The organism is Pedobacter sp. AK013, assembly GCF_014205835.1.
Taxonomy (GTDB): Bacteria; Bacteroidota; Bacteroidia; order Sphingobacteriales; family Sphingobacteriaceae; genus Pedobacter.
This window is the reverse complement of record NZ_JACHCQ010000005.1, coordinates 124743-150718: the sequence shown is the minus strand read 5'-3', so window position 1 is coordinate 150718 and position 25976 is coordinate 124743. Positions and strand designations below refer to the sequence as shown.

Annotated in this window: 40 protein-coding genes; all 40 read left to right on the top strand. The window is 38.9% G+C overall.

The annotated features are described in order from the left end of the window. The coding region (locus HDC90_RS05500) for a hypothetical protein (protein ID WP_221451799.1) at nt 1-382 on the top strand (382 nt) is incomplete at its 5' end. 21 nt (nt 383-403) lie between these two features. After that, complete coding sequence (locus HDC90_RS05495) at nt 404-778, top strand: PcfK-like family protein (RefSeq protein WP_184464655.1); 375 nt, start codon at nt 404-406, stop codon at nt 776-778. 2 nt (nt 779-780) lie between these two features. Beyond that, nucleotides 781-2145 (top strand): PcfJ domain-containing protein, encoded by a 1365-nt coding sequence (locus HDC90_RS05490; protein ID WP_184464653.1) that lies wholly within the window; start codon nt 781-783, stop codon nt 2143-2145. 22 nt (nt 2146-2167) lie between these two features. Beyond that, entirely contained in the window at nt 2168-2350 is a 183-nt protein-coding gene (locus HDC90_RS05485) for a hypothetical protein (protein WP_184464651.1), read from the top strand. A 14-nt stretch (nt 2351-2364) separates the two neighbouring features. Further along, the gene (gene dnaN, locus HDC90_RS05480) at nt 2365-3507 is read left to right on the top strand and encodes a DNA polymerase III subunit beta (RefSeq protein ID WP_184464649.1); all 1143 of its coding nucleotides are present in this window, start codon (nt 2365-2367) and stop codon (nt 3505-3507) included. An 8-nt stretch (nt 3508-3515) separates the two neighbouring features. After that, nucleotides 3516-3845: a hypothetical protein gene (locus HDC90_RS05475; protein ID WP_184464647.1), complete on the top strand. Its 330-nt coding sequence runs from the start codon at nt 3516-3518 to the stop codon at nt 3843-3845. 18 nt (nt 3846-3863) lie between these two features. Beyond that, nucleotides 3864-4706, top strand: coding sequence for a Lin1244/Lin1753 domain-containing protein (locus tag HDC90_RS05470; RefSeq protein WP_184464645.1), 843 nt, complete (start codon nt 3864-3866; stop codon nt 4704-4706). A 5-nt stretch (nt 4707-4711) separates the two neighbouring features. Next, nucleotides 4712-5563 (top strand): hypothetical protein, encoded by an 852-nt coding sequence (locus HDC90_RS05465; protein WP_184464643.1) that lies wholly within the window; start codon nt 4712-4714, stop codon nt 5561-5563. Continuing rightward, nucleotides 5553-5936, top strand: coding sequence for an HNH endonuclease (locus tag HDC90_RS05460; protein ID WP_221451798.1), 384 nt, complete (start codon nt 5553-5555; stop codon nt 5934-5936). Before HDC90_RS05465 ends, HDC90_RS05460 begins: the two co-directional genes overlap by 11 nt. Nucleotides 5937-6038: 102 nt before the next feature. After that, a complete protein-coding gene (locus HDC90_RS05455; RefSeq protein ID WP_184464641.1) occupies nt 6039-6236 on the top strand; it encodes a hypothetical protein in 198 nt (65 codons plus the stop codon). Between the two features lie 48 nt (nt 6237-6284). Further along, nucleotides 6285-6536: a hypothetical protein gene (locus HDC90_RS05450; RefSeq protein WP_184464639.1), complete on the top strand. Its 252-nt coding sequence runs from the start codon at nt 6285-6287 to the stop codon at nt 6534-6536. Between the two features lie 96 nt (nt 6537-6632). Next, complete coding sequence (locus HDC90_RS05445) at nt 6633-6941, top strand: hypothetical protein (RefSeq protein ID WP_184464775.1); 309 nt, start codon at nt 6633-6635, stop codon at nt 6939-6941. Continuing rightward, complete coding sequence (locus tag HDC90_RS05440; protein ID WP_184464637.1) at nt 6904-7230, top strand: hypothetical protein; 327 nt, start codon at nt 6904-6906, stop codon at nt 7228-7230. Before HDC90_RS05445 ends, HDC90_RS05440 begins: the two co-directional genes overlap by 38 nt. Before the next feature lie 2 nt (nt 7231-7232). Beyond that, nucleotides 7233-7472: a hypothetical protein gene (locus tag HDC90_RS05435; protein ID WP_184464635.1), complete on the top strand. Its 240-nt coding sequence runs from the start codon at nt 7233-7235 to the stop codon at nt 7470-7472. A gap of 202 nt (nt 7473-7674) precedes the next feature. Continuing rightward, nucleotides 7675-7932 (top strand): hypothetical protein, encoded by a 258-nt coding sequence (locus tag HDC90_RS05430; RefSeq protein ID WP_184464633.1) that lies wholly within the window; start codon nt 7675-7677, stop codon nt 7930-7932. 296 nt (nt 7933-8228) lie between these two features. After that, on the top strand, nt 8229-8489 hold the full coding sequence (locus HDC90_RS05425) for a hypothetical protein (protein WP_184464631.1): 261 nt from the start codon (nt 8229-8231) through the stop codon (nt 8487-8489). An 80-nt stretch (nt 8490-8569) separates the two neighbouring features. Then, entirely contained in the window at nt 8570-8761 is a 192-nt protein-coding gene (locus HDC90_RS05420; RefSeq protein ID WP_184464629.1) for a hypothetical protein, read from the top strand. 346 nt (nt 8762-9107) lie between these two features. Continuing rightward, nucleotides 9108-9536, top strand: coding sequence for an N-acetyltransferase (locus HDC90_RS05415; RefSeq protein ID WP_184464627.1), 429 nt, complete (start codon nt 9108-9110; stop codon nt 9534-9536). Nucleotides 9537-9683: 147 nt separating this feature from the next. Next, the gene (locus HDC90_RS05410; RefSeq protein ID WP_184464625.1) at nt 9684-10106 is read left to right on the top strand and encodes a YopX family protein; all 423 of its coding nucleotides are present in this window, start codon (nt 9684-9686) and stop codon (nt 10104-10106) included. A gap of 94 nt (nt 10107-10200) precedes the next feature. Further along, entirely contained in the window at nt 10201-10446 is a 246-nt protein-coding gene (locus HDC90_RS05405) for a hypothetical protein (protein WP_184464623.1), read from the top strand. Nucleotides 10447-10485: 39 nt separating this feature from the next. Then, nucleotides 10486-10671 carry a hypothetical protein gene (locus tag HDC90_RS05400; protein WP_184464621.1) on the top strand — a complete coding sequence of 62 codons (186 nt, stop codon included), beginning with the start codon at nt 10486-10488 and terminating at the stop codon, nt 10669-10671. A gap of 51 nt (nt 10672-10722) precedes the next feature. Further along, nucleotides 10723-10953 carry a hypothetical protein gene (locus HDC90_RS05395; RefSeq protein WP_184464620.1) on the top strand — a complete coding sequence of 77 codons (231 nt, stop codon included), beginning with the start codon at nt 10723-10725 and terminating at the stop codon, nt 10951-10953. A gap of 1 nt (nt 10954) precedes the next feature. Next, nucleotides 10955-11248 (top strand): hypothetical protein, encoded by a 294-nt coding sequence (locus HDC90_RS05390; RefSeq protein ID WP_184464618.1) that lies wholly within the window; start codon nt 10955-10957, stop codon nt 11246-11248. Continuing rightward, on the top strand, nt 11236-11733 hold the full coding sequence (locus tag HDC90_RS05385) for a hypothetical protein (protein ID WP_184464616.1): 498 nt from the start codon (nt 11236-11238) through the stop codon (nt 11731-11733). Before HDC90_RS05390 ends, HDC90_RS05385 begins: the two co-directional genes overlap by 13 nt. A 3-nt stretch (nt 11734-11736) precedes the next feature. Beyond that, nucleotides 11737-12054 (top strand): hypothetical protein, encoded by a 318-nt coding sequence (locus HDC90_RS05380; protein ID WP_184464614.1) that lies wholly within the window; start codon nt 11737-11739, stop codon nt 12052-12054. A 315-nt stretch (nt 12055-12369) separates the two neighbouring features. Then, nucleotides 12370-12627: a hypothetical protein gene (locus HDC90_RS05375; protein WP_184464612.1), complete on the top strand. Its 258-nt coding sequence runs from the start codon at nt 12370-12372 to the stop codon at nt 12625-12627. Between the two features lie 210 nt (nt 12628-12837). Further along, nucleotides 12838-13404, top strand: a complete 567-nt coding sequence (locus tag HDC90_RS05370) for a 3'-5' exonuclease (protein WP_184464610.1) — start codon at nt 12838-12840, stop codon at nt 13402-13404. Between the two features lie 190 nt (nt 13405-13594). Then, nucleotides 13595-14125, top strand: a complete 531-nt coding sequence (locus HDC90_RS05365; RefSeq protein WP_184464608.1) for a hypothetical protein — start codon at nt 13595-13597, stop codon at nt 14123-14125. Nucleotides 14126-14861: 736 nt separating this feature from the next. Continuing rightward, nucleotides 14862-15566: a hypothetical protein gene (locus HDC90_RS05360; RefSeq protein ID WP_184464606.1), complete on the top strand. Its 705-nt coding sequence runs from the start codon at nt 14862-14864 to the stop codon at nt 15564-15566. 1 nt (nt 15567) lies between these two features. Beyond that, a complete protein-coding gene (locus HDC90_RS05355) occupies nt 15568-17646 on the top strand; it encodes a terminase gpA endonuclease subunit (protein ID WP_184464604.1) in 2079 nt (692 codons plus the stop codon). 182 nt (nt 17647-17828) lie between these two features. Next, nucleotides 17829-18137: a hypothetical protein gene (locus HDC90_RS05350; protein ID WP_184464601.1), complete on the top strand. Its 309-nt coding sequence runs from the start codon at nt 17829-17831 to the stop codon at nt 18135-18137. Beyond that, on the top strand, nt 18137-19774 hold the full coding sequence (locus HDC90_RS05345) for a phage portal protein (protein ID WP_184464599.1): 1638 nt from the start codon (nt 18137-18139) through the stop codon (nt 19772-19774). The genes HDC90_RS05350 and HDC90_RS05345 overlap by 1 nt, the downstream gene beginning before the upstream one ends. Further along, on the top strand, nt 19758-20171 hold the full coding sequence (locus HDC90_RS05340) for a hypothetical protein (RefSeq protein WP_184464597.1): 414 nt from the start codon (nt 19758-19760) through the stop codon (nt 20169-20171). Before HDC90_RS05345 ends, HDC90_RS05340 begins: the two co-directional genes overlap by 17 nt. A gap of 64 nt (nt 20172-20235) precedes the next feature. Next, a complete protein-coding gene (locus HDC90_RS05335; protein ID WP_184464596.1) occupies nt 20236-21459 on the top strand; it encodes a hypothetical protein in 1224 nt (407 codons plus the stop codon). An 11-nt stretch (nt 21460-21470) separates the two neighbouring features. Beyond that, entirely contained in the window at nt 21471-21914 is a 444-nt protein-coding gene (locus HDC90_RS05330) for a hypothetical protein (RefSeq protein ID WP_184464594.1), read from the top strand. A 2-nt stretch (nt 21915-21916) separates the two neighbouring features. Then, a complete protein-coding gene (locus HDC90_RS05325; RefSeq protein ID WP_184464592.1) occupies nt 21917-23002 on the top strand; it encodes a major capsid protein in 1086 nt (361 codons plus the stop codon). Between the two features lie 61 nt (nt 23003-23063). Continuing rightward, complete coding sequence (locus HDC90_RS05320) at nt 23064-23402, top strand: hypothetical protein (RefSeq protein WP_184464590.1); 339 nt, start codon at nt 23064-23066, stop codon at nt 23400-23402. Continuing rightward, nucleotides 23403-23792, top strand: coding sequence for a hypothetical protein (locus tag HDC90_RS05315; RefSeq protein ID WP_184464588.1), 390 nt, complete (start codon nt 23403-23405; stop codon nt 23790-23792). Beyond that, on the top strand, nt 23792-24406 hold the full coding sequence (locus tag HDC90_RS05310) for a hypothetical protein (RefSeq protein ID WP_184464586.1): 615 nt from the start codon (nt 23792-23794) through the stop codon (nt 24404-24406). The genes HDC90_RS05315 and HDC90_RS05310 overlap by 1 nt, the downstream gene beginning before the upstream one ends. 22 nt (nt 24407-24428) lie before the next feature. Further along, complete coding sequence (locus tag HDC90_RS05305) at nt 24429-25949, top strand: hypothetical protein (RefSeq protein ID WP_184464584.1); 1521 nt, start codon at nt 24429-24431, stop codon at nt 25947-25949. Nucleotides 25950-25976: the final 27 nt, after the last annotated feature.

The following is a 25976-nucleotide window of genomic DNA, read 5'->3' as shown; positions in this document are numbered from 1 at the left end:
CGCCAATACAGCCGGATCAGAAGCTCACGCCAATACAGCCGGTAACTATGCTCACGCCAATACAGCCGGTAACTATGCTCACGCCAATACAGCCGGTAACTATGCTCACGCCAATACAGCCGGATACAAAGCTCACGCCAATACAGCCGGTAACTATGCTCAGGCTTCGGTGGCTGGACCAAACTCGATTGCATCTGCAATGGGATTCAAAGGCAAAGCAAAAGCAGCTTTAAATTGCTGGATTGTGGTTGCTGAATACAAAGAGCTACCGGATTACACCCACGAATTAATTGAGGTAAAATCCGTAAAAGTTGACGGAGAAAATATTCTTGCCAACACATACTACAGATTGACTAACGGTGAATTAGAACAAGTTATTTAACCAAAAAATAAACATATTATTATGGCGGTTACCCCAGCATTTAATAAAGCTATAGCTGATCATTTACAGCAATTAGCAGATACAGATCCTTTGTTTGCAGAAACTTTTAAAAAGCCTGCTAAAAATATAGATGATTGTTGTACGTATATTCTTAACGAGGTTAAGGAGTCAGGTAAACAGGGTTTTGCTGATGACGAGATTTTTAATATGGCGGTTCATTATTATGATGAAGACGATATTAAGCCAGGCGCAAAGATTAACGGCAGGGTTGTCGTTAATCATTCTCTAGGAGCTGAGCCTAAAGTTTCTCCCTCTTCGGTAAAAAAAGAGGCTATTAAGAAGGTTGAAAAACCTAAAAAACCAGAATCAAAGGCAGTAAAGCTTTCATTGTTTTAGCTATGAGACCAAAAACAAAATTACAAGTGCAGGTTTTTGAATTAAGCCGAGCACTCCCAAAAATCACTGCAGAGCAGAAACAATGGGCTTTGGAAAAATGCCTAAAGCATGTAGCGTTTAGAACGAAGAAAGCTATCTCTTGTTTGGATTGCGGTCATATTTGGACTGGCCCCTCAGTAAACAAAACATTGCTCTCCAGGCTTCATACTTCATGCAATTGTCCCAGCTGTGGTGTTAAGCTTGAAATACAAGATTCCAGAAATAAGAAAAAACTTGACCAAAGGCATCATATTATAGCTATTATTGATGTTGTAAAAGAGTTTCAGGTTACTCGTTTTTTCGAATTAAACTCTCATCACAAAGTTGGTAAAAAAGCTTGTCAATACCTCACAGAGGTTGTGCAGCACTGGTTTGTTCCAAACGGGAAAGTCACGGTAGTTGCTAGAATGGCAGCTTTCGGGTATAACAGTGGTTTTACTGGCGATCTTGAAATTAGACCATCAAACGTAAGCCCAAACATTGGCTATGGAGTGGATAAATACAATATCTACGCTGATAGCATTTATCCAAAGGTTAAAGTGCTTCCAATATATAAACGTAATGGTTTTACGGCGAAGATAAAGCGCACCTACCCTTATTCTCTATTTATGAATATTTTAACTGATTCCAAAGTTGAAACATTGATAAAAAGTAAACAGTTTGACCTTTTAGCTACTAGGCTCGGGAGTAAAAAGCATTTAATAGATCAATATTGGAACTCTATAAAAATATGTATTCGCCAGAAGTACATAATTAAGGATGCTGGCGTTTGGTTGGATTATTTGGAGTTGTTGAGATATTTCGAGAGAGATCTGAGAAGCCCAAAATACACCTGTCCAAAAAATTTACATCAAGCCCATAACCAGCTGGTAACTAAAAAGCGGCTAGTTCAAAAACTTAAGGAGGCTGATAAAATGCGTCAACAGATTGCGACAGCTGAACCAATCTACAAACTAGAAAAAGAAAAGTTTTTTGGCCTTCGATTCTCAGATGGCAACTTAACTATAAAAGTTCTGGAGAGTGTTAGGGAATTTATGGAAGAGGGAGATACACACCACCACTGCATTTTCACTAACAAGTATTATAAAAATAAATATTCCCTCTGTTTCTCAGCGCAAATAAAAGGTGTTTCTGTTGAGACTATTGAGGTCAATATTGATAGCATGAAAATTATTCAGTCAAGGGGTATGCAAAACAAGCCTTCAAAATTTCATGACAGGATAATTGAGCTGCTAAATGCAAATCTTCCCCTGATCAAAAAAAGGATGGTACTTAAATCATCTAAAAACAAAATCTCTAAACAACAAGGATTGGCTTCGGTCGCATAACCACATACTTAAAATAATTATTATGATAACAGTATCAATCAAATCGCATTTAATGGAAACGGTTCAATCTTTTGAAACAGATGCATTGACCGAAAAGTACTTAAAAAAAATAAAAAAACATCACGATAAATATCCTGATGAAAAGAATAATACTACCAAGCTGGTAGTAACAATAGATTCCTCAAGTTTATTTAATCAGATTTAAAAATCATTACAAAAATGAAATTCAACGTAAGCAAAACAGTATTGCAAAATGCCTTAGTACTTGCAAGTAAGTGTATAAATGATAAAAGTGTTATTCCTGCGATGGCTGGGTTTCACTTCTCAATACACGGACAAAAAATAGATATCACCGGTGGTAACATGGAAGTTTATTTAACAACTACCATAGATATTACGAGTAAGGGTATGGACGAGGTAAAGCAATTGTGTGTCCCTATAACGCGGATTATGTCGCTGCTTTCAAAACTTCCAGAGCAGCCTATCGATTTTGATATTAAAGAAACCGTTACTGAAGGGGTTACAACAATAGGCCTTGTAATGAAAACCTTATCAGGCACCTATAAAATTCCGGTGGAAAGTGGGGATGAGTATGTTTTTATCACGGTTAGCGATTTTGACGAGATATTAATTCCTTCAAATGGCTTATTATCAGCCATCAGCAGAACATTATTTGCATGCTCAACAGATTCATTACGTGCTCAAATTACAGGGGTTAATATTTCTTTTGATGAGGGTTCTGTTAATTATGTTTCAACAAATACCCATGTAATGAGTGTACAAAGCTCATTTATTGAAAAATCACTTGACACAATCAAAAGCTTTATTGTTCCGCCTAAAATTTTATCGGTTTTACAAACAATGGAAGTTGGTCCTCATGTTAAAACGTGGATATCAGAAAAACACATTCAATTTGTTGTTGATGATAGAACATTATTAAAGTCTTTGCTTATTGATGGCAATTATATTGCTTACGAAAACGTAATTCCGAAAAAGAATGACAAAAATCTTGTTTTGGACCGTAGCGCTATTTTAAGTGCAATGAAACGTGTATCCGAATTTGCATCAGGGTCGGTTATAAAAATTACTGTTAGGCCATCTGAAATTCAGCTTACGGCAGAAAACCTCGACCTGGCTGAGTTTGCGGACGAAAAGATGGCAATTGATTATCAAGGTGAAGAATTTTCTATTTGTGTTGATGGGGCGCTTCTCTCAAAATGTGTAGCTAAATACGATAGAGAGACAATTCATTTTTCTTTTAAAGAGCCTAATACCCCTATGTTAATCAGAAGCGAATACAAGGATCTTACTCTAATGAAAAACTTAATGTTGATCATGCCCTGTATCATTCAGGAAAATTAATCCTAAAAATGATGTCTGCACACGGATTAGCACGCAGGTTAGTTTATAACCCAGATATCAGGGTTAGGGATATAGCTAAAGAGATAACGTTAAGGCAGCGTGTAGAAATCGATTTTGATAGGCATTTCAGCGGTGTTCGGAACAAAAACAACAGATTACCCCTAAAGGTTGTTGCTGAGGCCTTAGAAACGTGGAGAATGTGTAACGGTAATACACCTGCCGCCTCCGCTCTAACCGGAGTTAAGGAAGGAACGTTAAATAAGTGGGTAAGTGAACATTTGCTACCAGTTAAGCTTACCGATAGCAGCACCATTTTAATTTTAAAGAGTAAAGTATAACAAGTAACCAAACCAAAAATGCCAAGACCAGATAAACATAATGCCGACTATTTTTCGCACGACAGTGGGATGCGGAATGATCCAAAAATCAAGGCGTTGAGAAAGCGATTTAAGAATGGTTACTCTGTGTATAATATGCTATTGGAGTTCCTTACTGAAACTGATTTTTTTGAGGTAGAAATTAACGAATTAAACCTTGAATTAATGGCTGGAGATTTTGATGTTGAGGCTGAAATTCTGGACGAAATTATCAGCTATTGTGTCAAAATTAAGCTGTTATTGCTCGAAAATGGCAAAATATATAGTTTCGGTCTAAAAAAGAGGCTGAAGCCAGTTATCGACAAGAGAAACAACGCAAAAGATAAGTTTCTGTCACAGAAACTCGAAAAAGAAAGTGTTTCTGCAAAAGAAAATACACAAAGTAAAGTAAAGTATAGTAAAGTAAAGGAAAGTAAAGATATAGTAGTAGAAGTAGTAACGCGGGAGGAAGAAACTTCAAAAACAGAAATAGTTGAAATTTTAGAAGAAGTTCCTTTAAAAAATGAAAATATTTTAGATGAAGAAAAGTATTCCGCGATTGCTGATTATCTCGAAAACCAAACTATGTTTTGCACCATACAGAGCCAGCAAAAAATCACGGAAAACGAGGTCTTGGAGCACTTCCGTTTTTTCTACGAGCAAAAGGTGGCGCTCAAGGAATTAAAAGACCAAACGCAGGATGAAATTTTACGAAATTTTTATTTCTGGGTTCCGATACACCTCCGGACTACTGGAAAAAAAATTATAAAACTCACTCCGGCTAACGACCAAGGCAAAGGTGCCGCTGCTGCACTCGAAATGTTCGAATTATTGAAAAAATAAGAAAAATGGAAAAGAATTTAGATTTAGTCAAAAACGATCAGGCCTCGGTTGAGATTGCCAAAGCAGAGGCTGGTAAGGTTGCGGTGATTGACTACACCGACAAAACGGTTTTAGCTAATCCCCCAGCGTTCACCTTGCCGGAAAACGACACGTTCAACGCAATTCTGGCAGAAATCATCAAGGCTTACAACGCTCTTGCTTGGAAACTTCCCCTTGCTGCCGACCTTTCGCTAATGGCCGAGCAGCTCAACGCCAACGTTCGGGAAAATTACAAACAGATCCGTTGCGCAGAGATCGCCATTGCGTTTTCATTCGGGATCAGGAAGGAATACGGCGAGTTTATGGGTTTGAGCCTGATTACTTTCGAGATGTTCATCAAGGGTTATCTCAACAGTCGTCATCGTGCTGAGCTTGCAAAGTCCCTGCCATCGCCGGATTTAAAAAAAGAACCCACCCCTGTTGAGAAATTTAAAACTGCTGCGGGCAACGCGATGGAAACCTTTCTGGCCTATCAGGCAAACCGAGATGTTACGGTGGTTGCTCCGGTGGTTTACCGGTTCCTGATGAAGATAAAAATCATCCAATACGATGATGATGCGAAGCAAACTTTTCTTAACCAGGCGGTGATAGATGTGGTGAAGGATTTGAACATGCAAAAGACCATGACCACTAACCGGGATTTGTACAACACCATCAATAAAATTCTTCAAACCCCGAGTAAAATCGAAGACAAAGCAATTTTGCAGGCGCAAAGACTTGGCCTATACGCCTTCTTTGATTCGGTTATGGCGTTTGATATAGATCTACAGGAGTTAATCAACGAGAAGCGCTTAAAACTATTCCCTTATGGAAATTAGTAACTGGTTAATGCTTTCGATTATCATCGGGATAGTGATAACTGGCGGAACAATGGATTTAATAACAAGATCAAAATTAAAAGTAGACAAAATTGGCATGATGGACGTGTATGGTTTAAGCGATGATGAGTTTGATTTCGAGGACGTGGGCTGCGGAGGTACGAAGGTTAACCAGACTAATCGGGAAAGGGTGTTTAAACGTGACGATTACTGCTGTTTAAAATGCGGATCCGGAAAGGACATCACCATCGACCACGTAAAGCCTAAATCATTGGGCGGAAGTAATGATTTCAAGAATTTACAGACTCTGTGCAAACAATGTAATGTAGCTAAGGGCGCAACAGAAGTTGATTACAGAAAACCCGAAGATTAATTAGTCTTATTCTAAATAGGCATTACGGTTATCGAACAAATCAATAAACAATACTAATTAGAAAACACATAGTAATAAACAAAAAGCAATAAATAGAAAACAATGAAAAAACAACAATTAGAAATGATCTTCGGTAAAGGGAGAGTTAACGAGATCGATGGCGAATTAAGTGTGTCTGTAGTGCATACGCTGGGTGTTCAAGAAACCACTAAGCTCAATGCTTTTTGTAACGAACATGGATTGGATTACAACGTTAAACCAGCAAGTGGTTGTATGTACATCAAAATATTCAATAAATAATAGAACCAATAACAACCAAAAATTAAACAAAAATAAACCAAAATTAAAATGAGAAGTCCGGAATTGATTGAAATCTTAAAGGTCCTTAACGAAACAACGAATGAGGCAAGGATGTGTGAATACACAAATATGAAACTGACAAGTTATCGGCGGATACCAACACTAACCGAGGACGACCAAGAAGCATTGTCCTCTACCCGTTCTATGGTGTTACAAGAATTAAAAAACATTGTACAGGGTGACGCTCAGAAAGGTATTGAAGCACCATTCCCAGAAATCCCTTTAGATAACCCACAATAGTTAATCGTCCCTGATTCCCCTATCCCGCTCTGCTCTGAAAGAAGGCAGAGTTTTAGGGGTTAGCGGGCAATGAGGCCTGTTACAAACTTAAAAGAGATGAAAAAAATGTTTTTAACGGCTTTATTGTCGGTACTGATGGTTACGGCTTTCGGTCAAAAGGTTTACCAGTCTGGGGCTTATTATGGGCAATCTATACGCCAGGGCTTTGTATTAACAGGTACATTGATAGAGAAGTACGGACACAAGGGTTTTATGTGGTTTAAGATGAACGTTAAGCAGGAGATGTGCATAGTTGCAGTGTCTGATGTAGAAGTGTTCAGATTGGCTAAGCAGGGCGAAAAATTAGTTTTAATTGACTGCTTTGCTATTGAGAGTAGCAAATGGAAAAGAAAGGAGAACAAATAGCGTGGAAAAGGAACAATCAGATATTATCGCAAAGCAACTAATGAAAGAAATCATGTATGATAATGGCATGGTTGATAGGTGGCATCCAGAAAAATACCCAACAAAATGGATTGACAGAATTTCAGCCCCTGCTGGCGTGTTCTTCGATGCAAACCCAGAAATACTAAATAACGAAGATATTGATCAAATGTGCTGCGGTGAATTGAATGAAAACCAAACTAAATACGGGTCACTGGTTGGTTACAAAGAACTTGATGAAGCCTTAAACGATTATTTTAATAACCATTAATTATGGAACAATGGATAATATCAAAGCCTGACGGTATATGTGAGCCAACAGTTGTGGCTGCGGACGTAAAGAAGGATTTACCTGAGATATTGTTTGAGGTAAATTTCGGGCGGTTCATAGTAGTATGGGCTAACCAGAGTGATTATAAGGCATCAGAGTACGGTACTGAGGTCGAGGTAAAAATTTATAATGCAGAGGGAACTAAATTCCGTGTAGGATCTGCGGTAAACATTAATAAATAAAATTATGGAATGGAAACGATTCGATGGTGGTGAGTGCCCGAAATGCGGCGGGTGCTTGCGAAGTAAATACTGCGTCTCAGGAAAAAAAACTGGATTTATGACGATGACGAAGCTAAATGCGTCGATTGTGGCTTGGGTGGACATGCTTCGTGTGACGGTGAAATAGCAGATATTATTTGGGACGATTACGAAACTGAAATGAATGATACAGCCATTTAAAACAGAAAAGGGAAGCTTTATAGCTGTAAAGCTTCCCGATGATGCTGCGGACGTATTTGTAGAGTACAACGAGATACAGTTTATAAGCAGAGAGAGTGATTTACAATTTGTTTTGCTACCACATGGTAATTACGAATTACTCAACCCGGAGTCACCTGGTTATAGTGATTATGATAATATTATAGGTAATATGGGTTGCAAGTGCTGTATTGTTGAGATTGTGGATCTATGGAAGCATTAAACAACTTTTTGAAAGAAATATGATTTACATGACAATTCGGTGTTAAAGCGCGTTTTTGTTTTAAACTGGCGATAAAACCAATCATAATTACGTGAAGTGGGTTGCATTTTATTAAATCTTTCGACGAATAGGGATAAGTTAGTTTCGAAGCAAACCACTTCATTATCAATAATCGCTACATAGAAGGCTTTTAAATCTCTAATCATAAACAAATATGCAAAATAATTCGGAATAATTTGCAAATAAATTTGCAATTACAAAATAGTACGTTTATATTTGTTCTATACAAAAAGAATATGAGAGCTTTAGAAATCAAATTAGTAGAAAAACAAATAACAGTTACTTATAACTTTTTCAGAGTTCAAAACGAAAAAGAATTTGTAAACACAGTAGTTTTTGATAATGGATACACTGAAAGATTAGATTCTGTAGCAAACGAATTAAAGTTTGATACTTACAAAAACGAAAAAGCATTTAAAAATACTTGGTCAAATAAAAAAAGATTAGAGTTCATAAATGCTAACATAAATACTTTACCTGCTCAATGGATAAATTAAAGACAATCGCCCCGACTCCCAAAAGGATCGGGGTTTTGAGGTGAAAGAAATTAATATTTGAATGTAAAAACCATATATAAATGAGTAATGAATTTGGAATTATTAAAGTTGAAGAACTTGAAAAGAAAGAAAAGTTTTGGTACGGGGGTGTTAAATTTATAAAGATCAGGCCTTCCCATGAATCACCAGATCTTATATACTGCGAAATGGATGATCCTAAAAATCACTTCGTATTTATATCAAAGAATGCAGAAACTGAAAGAGAGCTATAACAACCACCCCGCCCTGAGATATAGGTGGGGATTGGGCAGTAAACAGCAATGGAGCTGTTTATAAATTGCAGAAAATTATGAATTGTACATCTTGTAAAACCGAAATGAAAGACACAGATATATTAGCCAATATAGTTAAGGTTAATAATACTGAAAACATAGATTTGAATGTTATTTGTCCTGAATGTGGCCAAATACATTATACCTTTATCAATACTGAAAGCCTAACAACAGGCTAATTACCGTTACTGCAATTGCGGTAATATTTATCCAAAAAGTCATGCATTACGGAAAACCGTAATGGCTTAAGAGCAAGATGGTATAACTTTAATAAAAAAAATAAATTATGGAAGTAAAATACTACATGGATAGCATTGCCGCTTTCCAGACGCTTGAAACAGAACATACAGAGTTATCGCACAAAATTTTAACCTCATTCTTTGAGAAACCTCACATCAATAACATGGCGGTTTATGAAGATGGGAGGCTAAAAGCCATGTATTATTTAACCGATGAATATAACTCGGTATATATAGCTAACATTTACGTGCTTAGTAAGTTTAGAAATGATGGAGTAGGAACTAGAATATTAAACTATCTAAAAGAAACGTATAATGACGAGGAACTCACCGCATGTCCTCAGAATGATGATGCGACGAGATGGTTTTATCGAAATGGTTTTGAGCCTGAATCCGGCGATATGGATTCCTTTTATTTTATGATTTACAGGCCTGACAAAAGTAAGCCACAGAAAGCATTTCGGAAAGAAGATTAGATATATAAGACATTATTCGTAGGCGCGAATAATAATAGGTAAGAACCCACCTCTTCCCAGCTGGCCTGTGCAGAAATGTACGGGCTTGGGGTGGTAAAAGACTATTATTTAACCGACAGCTACCATCTGTCTTAAACAACCAAGAGAATGAGAGAATTAAAATTCAGAGCATGGGCAGGTACCATTCTGGGCATGCTTTATCAAGAAGATAAAATGTCCTTTAACATTGATTTTAAGCAGAAAAAGGTATTAATCTGCAAAAATCAAAACGACTATATAGGTAGCGGTTTTGAGAATATACCACTTATGCAGTTCACCGGATTGCAGGATAAAAACGGAGTTGATATTTACGAGGGGGATATACTACATTGGACTTCTTTCAAAGAAGATTCGGAGGGCAATAACTTGGTTTACAACAATGTGGTTGAATTCTATGAGGGCGTAAATTATGTCGGTTATAGGTTGCGAAACAAGAGTTATACCAAAAGACTTACTGGCAGAGCTGGAATACGCAATGCAAAAGCTATCGTAATCGGAAACATTCACCAAAACCCCGAACTACTATCATGAAAAAGCTCCTAACCTCCTACTACGCTAAGACTATTTATTTAATAATCATAGTGGCAATAATAATTTTAATAATCGCACCAATTAACGAGAAACCATGACAAACGAACAAGCAAAGCAAGAAGCTATAGCAGCTTTCAAATCTGGCAGGGCATTCAATGGGGCGCACCGTGATGCTGGTACAATAGTTCATTTAGTTCCACCGTTGCCGCCAACAACATCAGGAGATTGGTTTGATAAAGCATTATGCGGTGCGAGGCCTGGCTGGCATGGTAACGGTTGGCATAAGTCAATTAACCCAGTTAATTGCTACAAGTGCATTAAAAAGCAAGAGAGCCAATAACACCAGAACCAAAGCCTGTTTATTAAATAACTAGAAATAATGAAAGTAGCATATAAAGCATCAACAAAAAGAACATTCACTATCCATTTTATGTGGGGTATAGGATTTTACTACCATAGAGATATTTTTCATTACGACAAATACTCCTGTGTCGAAAATGTAAGCTATTACTTCTTATGTTTTAAATTGAATGCACTTCAACATTTCAGAAAGTTCGACGTTTAACAACCCTCTAAAGACAGAGTTTAAGAACAAACCAATTAAAGAAAATTAATTATGAATGCAAAAGAAGCAAGGGCTGCGGCCACGAAATACCAGTCTATGCAGGTTGACCCTGTGGTAACAATCCTTCAAGAGATTGACAAAGCTGTTAAGGATGGTTTGTTTGAGGTTCACGTCTATGATGATTTAAGACCAGTAGACCGGATGAAACTAACGTCAATGGGTTATCAGGTCGGAGAAACAAAATCGTTTAGAAATGAATATCTAACCAAAATAACCTGGTAATATGAAATCAACATCTAAAAAGTTTGCTATAGCGGCAAACATGCTGTCTGTATCACCGACAGGAGCGCCCTCTACCCTTTCGACTGACGAAGACGAATCAGTAAGACTGGAGCTATTAAAATGGATTAAGGGCTACACCAGCATTAACAAGCGATTACCTATTGGCAAGATGAGTCAACCTGGCGCGGAAATGTATTTTGCTCATTCTACAAAAAAGTTATTGAAAGTAGATTATTTCTTCAGGGGAAGAAAGTTCAGTTACGAATTTAATAAAGCAGAATTATGGAAAGCTTAACGATTGATAAAATAGACCACGGGGCAAAAACAACACCAGGAGGCGTGCTTTGTCTTAAAGACTTTGCAAATGGAGCTTATTGGGCAGAACAGCAACTAATAGCAAGCTTCGATGCTGATCTGCAAAAATATAAAGATGAATTCAAATCAGAGGTTAACGGTAATGCGTTATGCTGCGCTGTGAGCGACGCTGAGGCAGAAATGGAAGCTAAGTATGCTGCGGCTGTTAATATGCTAATGGGCGTTGAGAAACACCTCTTATTCGTTAATAAGACTGAGAACTATTTCATAATAGAATCTGTCAGAGAAGTTCTGGAGGAATTCCTTCCAGACGGACATGTATGGGAAAGCCTTATTACTCTTGATGAATACATAGCGAAACCACTGTTTCCTGCTGACAGAATAGAAGAAACAAAAAGCAATGTATGGGCGATAGTTATAGGTATTGCTTTAGTGATAGTGATGTTGTTGTTATTATTTAAATAAATTATGGGAGAATTAGAATCAACCGACAAGTATCGGTTTTGCAATCATCACCACGAGCTAGGTGATGAACATGAGGTGGTAGATTTTGGCGACGGTGAGTTTGTCGCTAATAAAGCAGCAATACCGTTGTTAAAAGCCCTGAATGAAGCGGGCCTTAAGACACGAACTCATCATTACACAGGAGAAGGCGGTGCATTTGTGGCTATCCTATTGGATGATATCCATGTTGAAATAAAAACAGTAAACGAGGTTGATGCCGACCGAACGAAATATAACGGCAAAAAGGAACTGCTTTTAATGTGGAATAAAAAAACAAAATAAATTGCTTTGTTTGCAAAAAATATTTCTATATTTGAAATAGTTGAAACAATCAACACCTTTTGACCAAACAAGGTATTAAACGAAGAAATAAAAATAATTTACTGCACAAAACCCGGATAGATAGCGGGGAATACGAACACACCAGCCAATGGATATGTTTAGGGATCCCCAACAGACAACGAGCAACTACATGACGTCGGTACGGTCATAATACAAAATGTAGTTCGCTATGAAGATGGATAACATCAAGTGAGAGAGATTAAAAGCCCGCCCTGAAATAAAGGCGGGCTTTTGTGGTAACAAAACTTAAACATAATGGAAAAAGACCCAAGATTAGGCAGGTATGCCACTGATCAGATTACAGACTATCAAGGTACAGTGGTAGGTGTTGCCAGCTATTTAACTGGATGCACTCAAATAGGTTTAGCTGTTAAAGTCGGCGCTGATGGTAAAATCCCACCTACAGAATGGTTTGATGAAGGAAGATTAACCTTTCGTGATGAGATAGCTATTAAAGCAGAGGATGTTACTGGCGCTGAAAATGGCGGACCAAACAGAGACTGCCCAAGATAGAAATTAAACAGGAGGCTTAGCCACCCAGATCGAAGACGTTTGATCATCGGCTCTTAGATAGATAAAAAACCCACTGACTGTATTGATTTACGGAGTGGGTTTTATAGCTGAGAGCGTTAATTTAGATACTGGGTTGTGACTGAACAAATGAAGTCATACCCAGTTCTTTGTTATTCACGCTTTACGCTGCGGTAACCAAAATTAATTGTTATGAAACAAAAATCATTAGGGCACTTAATGGTCGACATTGAAACAATGGGTAACGGAAGTAATTCTGTTATTTGTTCTATTGGCGCGGTTGAATTTGATCTGTTTACAGGCCAAATAGGCAGAAAGTTTTATCAGACAATAAATATACAATCCTGTATAGATTTAGGTCTAAAAATGGATGGTAGCACGGTTGAATGGTGGTTGTTTCAAAGCCTTGCTGCGAGAGAAGCTATTTTAAAAGACCGGGTAAATTTACCGATGGCCATTATGGATTTTTGGAGCTTTGTTAAAAACATCTTTGATGATGAAATACAGGTTTGGGGAAATGGTGCGAGGTTTGATCTAGGCATTCTTTCAGACGCTTTCAAAGCGTGCGCAATGATATTGCCTTGGAAACATTCTAATGAACGCGATGTAAGAACACTCGTAAGCTTAAATCCGTTGATAAAAAAGCAAATGCCTTTCATCGGAACAGCTCATTACCCAATAGATGACTGCTTACATCAAATTAAATACTGCCATAAAACCTTTACAACTTTTAATCCTAATCACCGATGGCATTTCTAACTAAAAAGGAGACTTCACTTATAACTTTGATTAAAGCAAGTCCAAACATTACTGTTCTAGAAAAAGAGAATAACATAGAACAAATTAAGTTTATAGCTTCTTTAAGGTCTGATGGACACAAAAAACCTGTTAAGGTTGTTCTGTCTGCTTTAGCTAGCTTCAGGATAGATTCAATAGCAAGTATGACGCTATGATTAAGCAGAAGGTGGGTAAATGCGTTGATTGTCCAGATGGCTCTATCGATAGGCCTTTAATAGCTAAAAGATGTACAAATGGCCCACACTATCACTATCAAAACCATAACTCCAAACGGTACGCAGCTAAATCATCGACAAACAATAAGAAAAAAGAAGACCGAGTTAAGTTATTGAACGACGGATTGTCCCCTGCTGTTTGGTTTCAGCAGCAAATAGCTCTTTTGCCGCAATATTGTGAAAATTGCGAACAGCCTTTAATTGCCTGGGCTAAATGGAACTTAGGCGCTTTTATTGCCCATATAATCCCAAAGAGAGATTTTGAAAGCGTGATAGTTCACCCGTTAAACCGCTTATTCTTGTGCATAGATTGTCATACGAACTACGACCGCGCTACAAGTGCTGAAATTAAAGAAATGAAATGCTGGCCAGTTGCATTGGCGAGGTTTAATCATTTTAAAAAGCAAATAAACCCCGAAGAAATTTCGGCTTTACAAGATTGCTTTTTCGAGAATCTTAGCCAATAACATTCAAAATTTGAAATAATTGAAATGACAGATATATTCATTGGTATAGATCCTGATGTAGATAAGTCTGGCATGGCTGTTTGGGATAAGCAGACGTACCAAGAATTGTGTTGCTTATCACTATGGGACATGTTTACGGCGCTATCAGCTTATCATGCATCATATAGCGTGTTAGTTAGGCTAGAAGCAGGCTGGAAAGCTAAGGGATTAAACTGGCATACTAAGGGAGGAAATGGTGCGGCTAATGATGTGGGCCGTAACCATGAGATAGGTAGACAGATCGAGAAGTATTGCATTGCTAATAATATACCATACGTGTTAGTGCTACCACAAGGCTACTCTTCATATAATCACACTAAGTTCTGTGCTATCACTGGGTGGCCTAGTTCATCGCGCACTAATAGCGAGACAAGGGTGGCCGGCATGATGGTCTTCGGTTGCGTGTGAGGCGGGCTAATAGTGCCTTCATTGGCTGGAATCAAAAGGTACTGTGGCCGTTTTTTTTGAAGCATGCAATACGTTGTGCATTTCAATCTCTAGGTAGTTAAACATTTTTTTTTGAGTGTTGTTAAATATGTTGTTTCATAATTTTCATTGTTGTTGTTTTTTTGCATAAATTGCCTCCCAGTTACCAGAAACAAATATTTTGTTGTTGTTTTTGCTGAAACAACACTTGCATAACATAGCCTTGAAAGGTTGTGTTGTTATTTTTTTTGGCAACTATAAAATAAACCGTATGAGTATTGTTTCAAGACAGGAGTTTGCCAAGCTATGTGGAGACACCGTCAATGCGCTTAACGCGTATATTGGCCGTGGCAAAATTATTTTCATGGATGAATCTAAAAAAAAGATTGACACCGACCATCCTATTAACAAGGCGCACCTTAAAAACAGAATAGCCTTCTTGGAAAAAAAACAGGAACAGCAAAACCTTCTGTCGAGCATAGGCCCGAACCCTAGAAAGCCTCCACAGGAATTTTTAAGCCAAGAGGAGGACGATATTCCAGAGTCATTTGATCCGGGGTTAATGACAGCCCTGCTCAGCGCAGGGAAAAGCGGAGGAAAATCTGGCGGTGATGATGATTACCAAAAGTGGGTAAAAATGAAAATCCGTGGTGATGCTGAGTACATATCGCTAAAAGTTGAAACTGAAAAAATTAAACTATCAAAGGCTGCTGGTGAGTCTCTACCTATTGAGATTGCTTTAAATGCCCATCGCATATACTTAAAAACCATCGTAACAGCCTTTGAAAATAGCATAATGAATATGGCTAATAAGTTCTGTCATATCATGGCTGCAGGGGATATGGCAATGTACACTAAAATAGTTGAGGAGTGCAGATATGAGCTTAATAGATGTGTGGCAGATGCGGGTGGAGATACTAATATTGAACTCGAAAAGATGATCAAAGAGTTTAGCGGAAAAAATAAAGGCAGGTAACATGGTAGCTCAATTTATCAACGATGATCTGTTAGCAGAACAGTGGCTACAAAGCTATCTTAAAGCAAATGAGGACATATTTGATTTTAAGATAATAAAGCCAGAAATAATCGCCTGGATAGAAAGCAACATAAAACTTCCCAGGACGAGCAGCGAATACTCCGGACACTTCAGCTACGACCTTACCCCCTATTGGAAAGAGCCGGTTAGCCACATGCATCCAAACAGTCCCGTTAGAACTATATCTATCATGAAGTGCGTACAGAGCGGGGCTACCGAAAGCGTTATTATTCCGGTAATTCTTTACAGTATGTCAGAAGATCCTTGTTCGATGTTGTTAACTGCTGGAGATTTAAGTCTTGCAAAAGATACTGTCGAAAAAAGAATAGACCCTGTTATACTTGAAAGTGGATTAAGCCATCTGCTACGTCCACACGTTGTAAAACGAGCCAATAACCGAAGCGGAGATACGGGTGAAAGTAAAGAGTTTATAGGCGGATCATTCAGGGCAAGGGGCACACAGAGCGCAACCGCTTTTCGTCAATTTCCAGCTAAAAAGGTCTGGGCTGATGATTATGATGCCGCGCCGAGAGAACTGGGTAAAGAGGGGTCTGTCAGAGGGCTGATTGAGGGGAGACAAAATAGTTTCGGTGACAAAGCGAAATCAAACTACATCAGTACTCCTACAGAGACGTTAACCAGTAATATTAACGAGATGTTTATGCTTGGCACCCAAAAAGCGTGGCACTGGCCTTGTCCTCATTGCGGAACTTTCGTTAAGGTTGAGTTTAAGATAGAACGTGAGGACGGAAATATTGCCGGGATTGTTTGGTCAACAGACAACAAGAACCGCCTAATTCCATCTAGCGTGGCGTTTATGTGTCCCAATTGCGCTAATACTATACAGGAAAAAAGTAAATATGAATTAAATATAAACGGAATCTGGGTCCCTGGCACAGACTCGCCAGTGGAGCGATTACATGAAAGTTATCATTTCTGCGGGCTTGCCTTACCGGCGGGATTTACGGGGTGGGTTAAAATAGTTGAGGAGTTTTTGCAAGCAAATCCCCCAGGAGGCCGGACTAATGTTAAAAAACTAAAAACTTGGAATAACCTTCGCATGGGACTCCCCTTTGCGGAAACAGGCGAAACTCCAAGAGTAAATGAGTTAATGCAAAACACTAGGAAATATTTTCCTGGTGTTGTACCCGACGTTACGTGTGCGGCTGACTGTAACGGCAGCATAATCATGCTAACATTAGCGTGTGATTTAAATGGTATAATGGATAAAGACAACGAAGATGTTAGGCTTGATTGGGAAATACTGGCCCACACAACTACAGGTGCAACTTACTCTGTTGATCATGGCAGCATCGGTACATTTAAAAGGTTGCGAGAACGAACCAAAGAAGAGCAGGAAAGAGACTTTGAAAGAGATAAATGGACGCTGACTCACAATGTTAAAAATTCAGTATGGGATACCTTTGAGGAGGTTATAAAAAAAGAGTATCCAATGGAGGGCGGAAATTTTATGTCAATCAGTATAACTGTAGTCGACACAGGTTTTAGTGAGAAGTTGGCAATGTCGTTTATTCAAAAAATGAAACAAGACAAGGTTTTAATCTACGGGGTCAAGGGACGAACAGAGGCAACTTTCAGAAAAATAGGACGTGACACTAGTGCAATAACCAGGGCAAAAGAGCACCCTAATAGCCTCTATATATTGGAGGTTAACCAAATGAAAGATGATTTGGCACAGATGATGAAGTTGCGCGAGGGATCTGACGGAAGCCAGCCAAACGGCTTTATGAATTTTCCAGAATCTAGAGATGGGAAATATACTATGAAATCTTATTTTAGTCATTACGAAGGCGAGAGGCGTACGGAAGAGATAAAAGAAGGAAATGTACTTGGGTTTAAATGGGATAAAAAAAACAGCTCGTCTCAAAATCACTTCTGGGATGTTAGAATATATAACAACGCCGCACCAATGATTTATCTTGATGTACTCAAAAGGAGTGATCCGCGATATAAGATGCTTACCTGGGAAGATTTTGTTATGTTGGTTTCTGATTTGTAATTAATTTATATCAAAATTTGATATAATTGAAATAAATAATTACCTTTACTACTCGCAACATAATAGTTTGTTTAAAGTTTGGTTACTTGAAGTCCCGATAAGCACTCGTTTATCGGGCTTTTTTATTTCAATTTTTGAAATAATTGAAATATTATTATATATATTTGATAAAAAAAATAACTATGTCCTGCCTACAAGAATATACGGTTGTCGAATATCTACGAAGTAAGAAAACATTAGCCGAGCGTATTGCCGCATTAGACGACATTATATCAAACGCAATCTTGTTACTTGCTGAAACAACAAGTGGAGCCGGGGCAAATATTTCATCATATGAACTGAACGACAGCCAGGTACAGATCAAGACCGGGTACAGGAGTATTGAAGATGTTACTGTTAGCATATCTGCTTTAGAAAGAACCAGAAATCTTTATTTAAATCAGCTCAAAGGTAGGTCAATTGTATTACAGGATAAAAGAACTTTTAAGTAATGAAGTTATTTGGATTCACTTTTTTTGAAAAAACAGTTGCTGAACAAGAGTCTTCAAAAAGATCTGCAGGAACAATACCTCAATCGCTTCTAACCAATACAGACGGCATGACAACCGGGTGGACCCCTATTCGGAGAAAAACGTTTAACGGAGAGAAAAACCCTGGCGAGCTTGGTAGTCCTAGTTATATAATCCCGGACTATACTGCGCTAAGAGCAAGAGCCTATGAAGCAAAAATCAATAGCGACGTTGTAAAAATAATTACCAATAAATTTTTTAGTTGGGTTGTTGGAACCGGACTAAAACTTCAGTCTGAGCCTAATGAAACTGTTCTTGGCCTTGAAAAAATAAAGTTTGATGCAAATAAGTTTTCCACGAATGTGGAGGCGTATTTCTCAATATTTACCAGCAGCAAAGAATCAAGCTATACGGGGATGAACTCCCTTGACCAATTGGCCGCTATGGCTTATGAATGTGCATATATGGGAGGAGATAGTCTTGTAGTTTTAAGGCTTGGCGATAAGAATACCGTAAAAGTGCAGGTTATAGACGGACAGCACATTGTATCCCCTACCCTTCATAAAGGTTATTTTGACGCAGCTAAAGAAAAGGGGAACACTATTCTTCACGGCATAGAACTTGATGATAAAGGGGAACACGTTGCATACTATGTATTAGTTACTTCTGCTGATAAAGTATTCGGTGAAATAGAAAGAATACCAGCACGTGGAGAAGAGTCAGGCCTGCTGATGGCATGGATGATTTATAGTGGTAAACATAGAATTGACCATCAGAGAGGGGTATCTCAACTGGCTTCTATTTTGGAAAAAGTTGCCAAGCTGGACAGGTACACGGAGGCTACTGTATCCTCTGCAGAAGAGCGAGCTAAAGTGGTATGGACAGTAGAGCACAGCAGATTCTCCGAGGGAGAAAACCCTCTAGTAGCACAAATAAAAAGAAATTCAGGTACTACTGTTGATGACGACCCCTATCAGCTTGGTGATGTAGTTGCAAAGAACATCTCGGCAACCGAAAACAAAATGGTTCATAATCTTCCTATTGGGTCTAAATTTTCGGCCCCAGATAGTCAGTCAGAAATACAATACGAACCATTTTGGAAGGCTGTGTTTTATCAGCTATGCGCATCTCAGGACATACCTCCAGAGGTAGCGCTACAAATGTATAACTCGAACTACTCCGCATCCAGGGCCGCTATTAATGGGTGGGGGTTTATAATTAATATTTATAGAGAAAAATTTGCTGAAAGTTTTTACAAACCTATTTTTAACTTTTGGCTAACCACGCACATTTACAGCAATAAGGTCGATGCGCCTGGCTTTATAAGGGCGTTAAATGAAAAAAACTATTATGTAGTGGAAAGCTTCTGCGCGGCTAGATTTACAGGGCCAATTATGCCTCACATTGATCCAAAAAAAGAGGCTGAAGCAATCAGAGTTATGCTTGGCGATGATAGTACGCCGTTAATGACACTTGAACAGGCAACAGAACAATTAGGCAACGGATCATTTGTTCAGAATCAAAAGAAAATTACAGAAGAGAAAAAGGCTATTACACCAATAGCTGACCCAGTTGAACCAGAACCATCTAAAAAAGTAGACAATGCAGTTAACAGCTAATATTAGAAACAAGTCGAAGCAATGGTCTGAAAGGCTTCGTGTACGCGTAGGTGATGTTGTTTCCGCAAATGGGATTTTCTATAGCAACACATCTGGAATAAATTCAACGCTTGACAACACTGAGAACTGGTTTCCAATATCATCGGGGGTAATTACCCCTCCTATTTTTAAAACATCAGGAAATATTGTCGGTTCAGACCCCGAGTTTAGTATTAGCTTGGCAACGGATGGAGTCCCTGATTTTCCAAAGAATATTGTTGTTTACTTGGATATAGATGGTACAGGTTACTTTAAACTTGTATCACCCGTTGACTATAATGCAACAACAAAGCTGTTAGGCGGGATGAACGACCCTGCTAACTTTCCAAATCAAGTCATAAGAATAGAGGTGTCTTAAAAAAATAAACAATTTTATTTCAAATTTTGAAATAATTGAAATATTATTATATATATTTGTTTCTATGAATGTAGCTTTAGCTAGAGAGGTTTATGGTTTTCAGCCGTGGATGGTAGAAGGTGATACTTTTGCTGCGCTTATGTTTCTTTTGAAAAACGGTGACCTTAACAGGGAAACGAGTTTAGAAAGAGCTAACTCGATTAGCCTTTACGATACCAAATCAGCAGTTACAATTCTTACCAGGACATACGAATTAAACCAGGATGCAAACGGTAATGATCTTATCTATGTGCTAAACTTAAACGGGGTCATTACAAAAAACGGAGGTATGAGTTCATACGGTATGAAAGAACTTTCTTCTCAATTGTTAAAGTTTGATGCTGACAGCAGGGTTAAAGGTGGTGTTATAATAGTTGATTCTGGTGGTGGCTCATCACTGGGAATGGAGTTAATGAAGTACACGCTTCAGACCCGAAAAAAACCTATTGTCGGGCTAATTGAGCGTGCAGGAATGGCCGCTTCTGCTGCGTTAGGAATAATCAGCGAAACCGACTGGGTGATGGCAGAGGATGAAAATTCGCAGATAGGAAGTGCCGGAACTATGCTGGCATTCTCGGGACACGCGAACAAAGCTATAGATGGAGATGGCGCCAAGCACGTTACTATATACGCCACAAAAAGCATAAAGAAAAACAAGGCGTATGAAGAAGCGGTAAACAATGACAATTATGAGATTGCCATAAACGAAATATTGGACCCTGCAAATGAAATTTTTCTCAATGGTCTAAAAAAAGCCAGACCCGGCATACTTGATAGCCAGTTAGATGGTTCAATGTATAACGCAGGGAATGTAATCGGTAGCTTAGTTGATCAGATTGGATCATTTGAAGATGCTGTAAACAAGGTTTTAGAATTATCTGCAGCTACTGAAAAAGTAAATAATAATAACCCAAAAAATAACAATCAAAAAACAAAGGCTATGACAGCACAAGAATTTTTACAACAGCATCCAGCCGCACACGCAGAGATTTTCAATGCTGGCGTAGCTGCTGAGCAAGAACGCGTTGGCGTTTGGATGGCTCACTTTACTACAGACCCAGAAGCGGTAAAAGCGGGGATCGAAAGTAAAAAACCACTCGATGGCGTTGCAAGAGAGAACTTTTTAATTAAAGCCTCATCTAAAGACGCGCTGAGCAAAATCAAGTCAGATTCTGCGGTAACAATTAAAACCCCTGAAGCTGCTGAACCGGTTAAAACCGAGGCGGATTCTTTTTATGAAAACGTTTAATTCCGAATAAAATGCAAACAATCAATCAAAGAAATGCGACCAGAAACCAGTCAACGGCTGATTTCGAGGTCAAAAGGATATTCATTTTTGATAACCGATTTGAGCGCGGGGTATTCAAAAACACTACCGGAGGGTCTTTCACGCTTCAAGCAGGTATGCTCGTTGTGAGAGATACAGCCGTGACAGGCGGCTTATTGCCTGCGACAGCCCTAAACTTTCAGGATGCTATTGGCATTGCTGCGATGGAGGAAGATGTTGTTTTGGCTAACAATGAAACCGTTAACATCATGTACGGTACCAAAGGAACTGTAGATGGTCTTAAATTAGTGCTGCCCGCGACCGTAACGCTTAACAGCGTTGCAACCGGTGATACTAAAACTTTAGGAGATCTTCTTAACGGATTAGGTCTCCATTTAGATTTAACAACAGTTGAAAACACAAAATTCGATAACTAATCATGGCTATAACCTTAAATCAACATAGGCAAAGCATTACTAAAAAGGTAATTGCTCTGTTCTCTGACGATAACACCCCTCAAGAGGGTCTGTCTGCGTTTTTTCCAGCAACTACTACAGCCGATAAAGAGGTGGCTATTGAAGTTGAGAGAAACCGCCAAATGGTTGCTGTTGATGTGCAGAGATGTACAGACGCCACCAGAAACATTTTCAGCAAATCAACCGAAAAGGTTTTTGTCCCTCCTTATTACAACGAAAAGTTTGATTTCACAGCATGTCAACGTTATGATATTACTTTTCAGACTATTCAAAGTGGGTCTAACCCTAGCGTTTACGACTTGCGTAAATTAATCAGTTCAGCTAACAAATATGCAATTGCATTGCGTAACAAGATTGCAAGGGCAAAAGAAATCCAAAGAGCTCAGGTCTTGCAAACAGGTATTGTGACACTTGTAAATGGCGATAGTATTGATTTTAAGCGTAAAGCTGCTTCAATTGTTCAAAAAACTGGCACAGCACAGTGGAACGCGCCCACGACAGCCGATCCGCTTGCGGACCTTAAAACAGGCGTTACTTTCTTGAGAGAAGAAGGTCTTGCTACCGGAAACACGTTTAATGTTTTGTTTGGGGCTTCAGTTTTATCTAACTTTTTAGCTAACGCAAAAGTTCAGGATTTGGCTAAATTCTTCAATCAAATCAATCGTACAGATATCGGAATGCCAGTTATGGATAAGGTTACCGGTTATGTTTTTATCGGAAGAATCGCTGTAGAAGATGCGTTAATCAACATCTGGACGTATAATGCTTTTTACGAACTCCCTAACGGATCTAAAGTTAAATATCTTGACCCAAACACAGTGGTAATGCTAAGCGAAGACTTCGTAGGTACAACCGCTCATGCTGGAGTTCCGTCTATTCTTGAGGTAGAAGGCCTTGGAACTGTAATCGCTCCAACCGAGGGAGAGTATTACGTTCGTGACGTGATCGATCAGATTAATCTAGCGTGGGAATTCTATGTGAGCTCCGCTCCGTTAGCGATCCCCGTATCGATAGACAGGATATATACAATCAAAACAGTAAACGCTTAGCGCTTGCTGTTTTGATTTAACCTAAATTTTAAACTCCCATCTATGGGAAAATCGAAAGATTATGAAATATAAAGTTATTGTTATTGCCATTTTGCTAAAAAGTAATATAACCGCTAAATATGGTGATATTGTGGAAGCAAATCAGTTGGCTGATAAGGCCGAAAAACTTCTTGAAGAGGGCTTTATTGAGGAGTTTTCTGAAGAAATCGAGTCAGAATCCGAAACAGAAACTTCCCCTGAAGCCGAGCAAGAAACAGCGTCTGAAGTCGAAACGGAAGCGGAAACAGAAACCACCCCTGAAGATGAACTGGAAACAGCCCCTGAAACTGAGTCAGAATCCGAAACACCAGGCACACCCCCTGTTTTATCCAACTTAAAACCAAAAACAGGAAAAAAGTAAATGCAGGGTAGGTTGCTACAAGCGGCTAGGCGCGATTTAAATAAAATCGTTTCATCTGGAGGGTTTGAGGATGACATCATCCTTTCTACTCCAGATGGAACGATTACGGTTGAGGTTAAAGGCTTGACCACTGGAATAACTGAAAGATACGATAACGAAGGGAATAAGGTTAATTCTAGCAAAACACATGTTTCAATTCCAGAAGAAACGTTATTGCTGCTTGCCTATCCGGTAAGAAGTGTAAAATCTGGAAAAGTAGCCCTTTTAGACCATAAAGTAAAAGTGAATGACTCAAACGGAAATACTCAAAGCTTTGTGATTACTGAAACAAACCCTAATGCAACAACAGGCCTAATAATTTGCTTTTTAGGCCGATCTGAAACTGAATAATGGCAGCGCTGATAACAACAATAATTCCACAAGCTGGATTTGAGAAAGTGAGGGACGCTATTGGCGTCATCTTATTGGAAGAATTAACCAATCAAAAGGAGTTGTCTGTTGGTACATCAAGAGAAATAACAGAAGATATCAAGGTATACCTTGAACGCACCTTGCCAATTTCTGAAGAAGAGAATTTGTATTTCAATGTTTTGCTTGATGGGGCGACATACGGCAATTTCACACAAAAAGACGCCCAGGGTAGAACGGTTTTTTATATCGACGTATATACAACTGGCCAAAACTCGTCACTTAAAGAAGGCGGAAGGGACAGCGCCCAGAGACTACATAAGTTTATCGGTATTGTTAGGTATATCTTTAGTGATACACGATATAAAATGCTTAACCTGCCAGTTGGTTTAATTGGCGGGACTTATATTGAAGCTTTTGTAACGCCTGACGTAGAGCGCTCTGAGGACAATTCATATACAAGATTTGGCAGATTGACACTAGCGGTTCGGATATCAGAAGAACAAACTTTGTGGGATGGAGTTAACATGGTAGGTGCAGACGCAAAGGTTTTGCTTTCTGATACGGATAAAGGGTACCTATATCAATACAATTAGATAAATTTTTAAATAAAAAAACATGAGCAGTATTTCATCAGCCATCGGCCTAGAACGCAAAAGCAGAGTTTCAGGTTACAAAATCAACAGAGGGAACTTTTCGAATGTAACAAGTAACCTGCCACAGATTATTATTGTTTTAGGCGAGGCAAACATTGCTAATCAGGGATCTTTAAGCCTTATTGCAAAAGAAATTACCTCGGCCGATAAAGCTGGTCAGCTATACGGATATGGGAGCCCTATACATCAAATAATGAGAATCCTTAGGCCTGCAGGTTCTGACGGAATCGGCGGCATTCCCACCATCGTTATCCCACAGCTTTCAGATGTTGGAGCAACACAGACAACCCACATATGGACGATTACGGGAACTGCAACAAAAAATGCAACCCATTTTATCAGAATCGCTGGACGTGACAGCCTGGATTTTGTTGACTATAGTTTTGCTGTATCAATAGGTGATACTCCTACTCAAATTGCCACAAAAATAACTGCTGCTGTATCGAGCGTTCTTGGATCTCCTGTTATTGCAACATTTGTAGCTGGCGTATTAACCTTAAAAACAAAATGGAAAGGCGCAACTTCTGCTGAACTAAAAACAGCAATAAGTAACAACGGTATTGATGCGGGAGTAAGCTATGCACAAACAACAGTAACGGCAGGAGCCGGTTCAGTTGATCTTGCTGGTGCATTTGCCCAGTTTGGAGAAAACTGGTATACGACCGTTATTAATCCTTACGGCACAGCTCAGCTGGCGGCACTTGAGGCGTTTAACGGAATACCGGACGACGAAGCTCCAACAGGCAGATATCAGGGCCGCATCTTCAAGCCATTTATGGCGTTTTTTGGTAGCACTTTAACATCTGCAGATGATATTAAAGCTATTACTGACGCGGCTGGTAGAATTGACCAGGTAACAAATGTTTTATGCCCTGCTCCGGGTAGTGAAGGTTTCTCCTGGGAAGCGGCAGCAAACATGGTTTTGCTTTTTGCAAGGATTATGCAGGATACCCCGCATTTGGATGTCAGCGGCAAATATTACCCAGATATGCCGGTGCCTGTATCTGGATTGATTGGAGATATGTCGGACTACAACGTAAGGGACATGCTTGTTAAATCAGGAAGTTCGACTGTAAGTTTCGAAAATGGTAAATACCAAGTTGAGGATTTGGTTACAACCTATCACCCTGAAGGCGAAACTCCGTTACAGTATTCTTATGCAAGAAATTTAAATCTTGACTGGAACGTAAAAGACGCTTACACTCTTCTTGAGAAAAATCATGTTAGAGATCACGTTTTGTTACGTGATGATCAGGTAACCCAGGTTCAGAACGCTATAAAACCTAAGGAGTGGAAATCTGTTCTGTATGACCTATTTGATGATCTTTCTGAAAAAGCACTCATCAACGAACCTGCCTTTAGTAAAAGCTCTTTAAGAGTTCAGATATCTGACACTAACCCCGACAGGTTCGAATCTTTTTTCAGGTATAAACGTACCGGGGTTGCCAGGATAGTATCAACTGATGCTGAGGCTGGATTTTAATTAACTGATTATAAAATTTAAAAACAA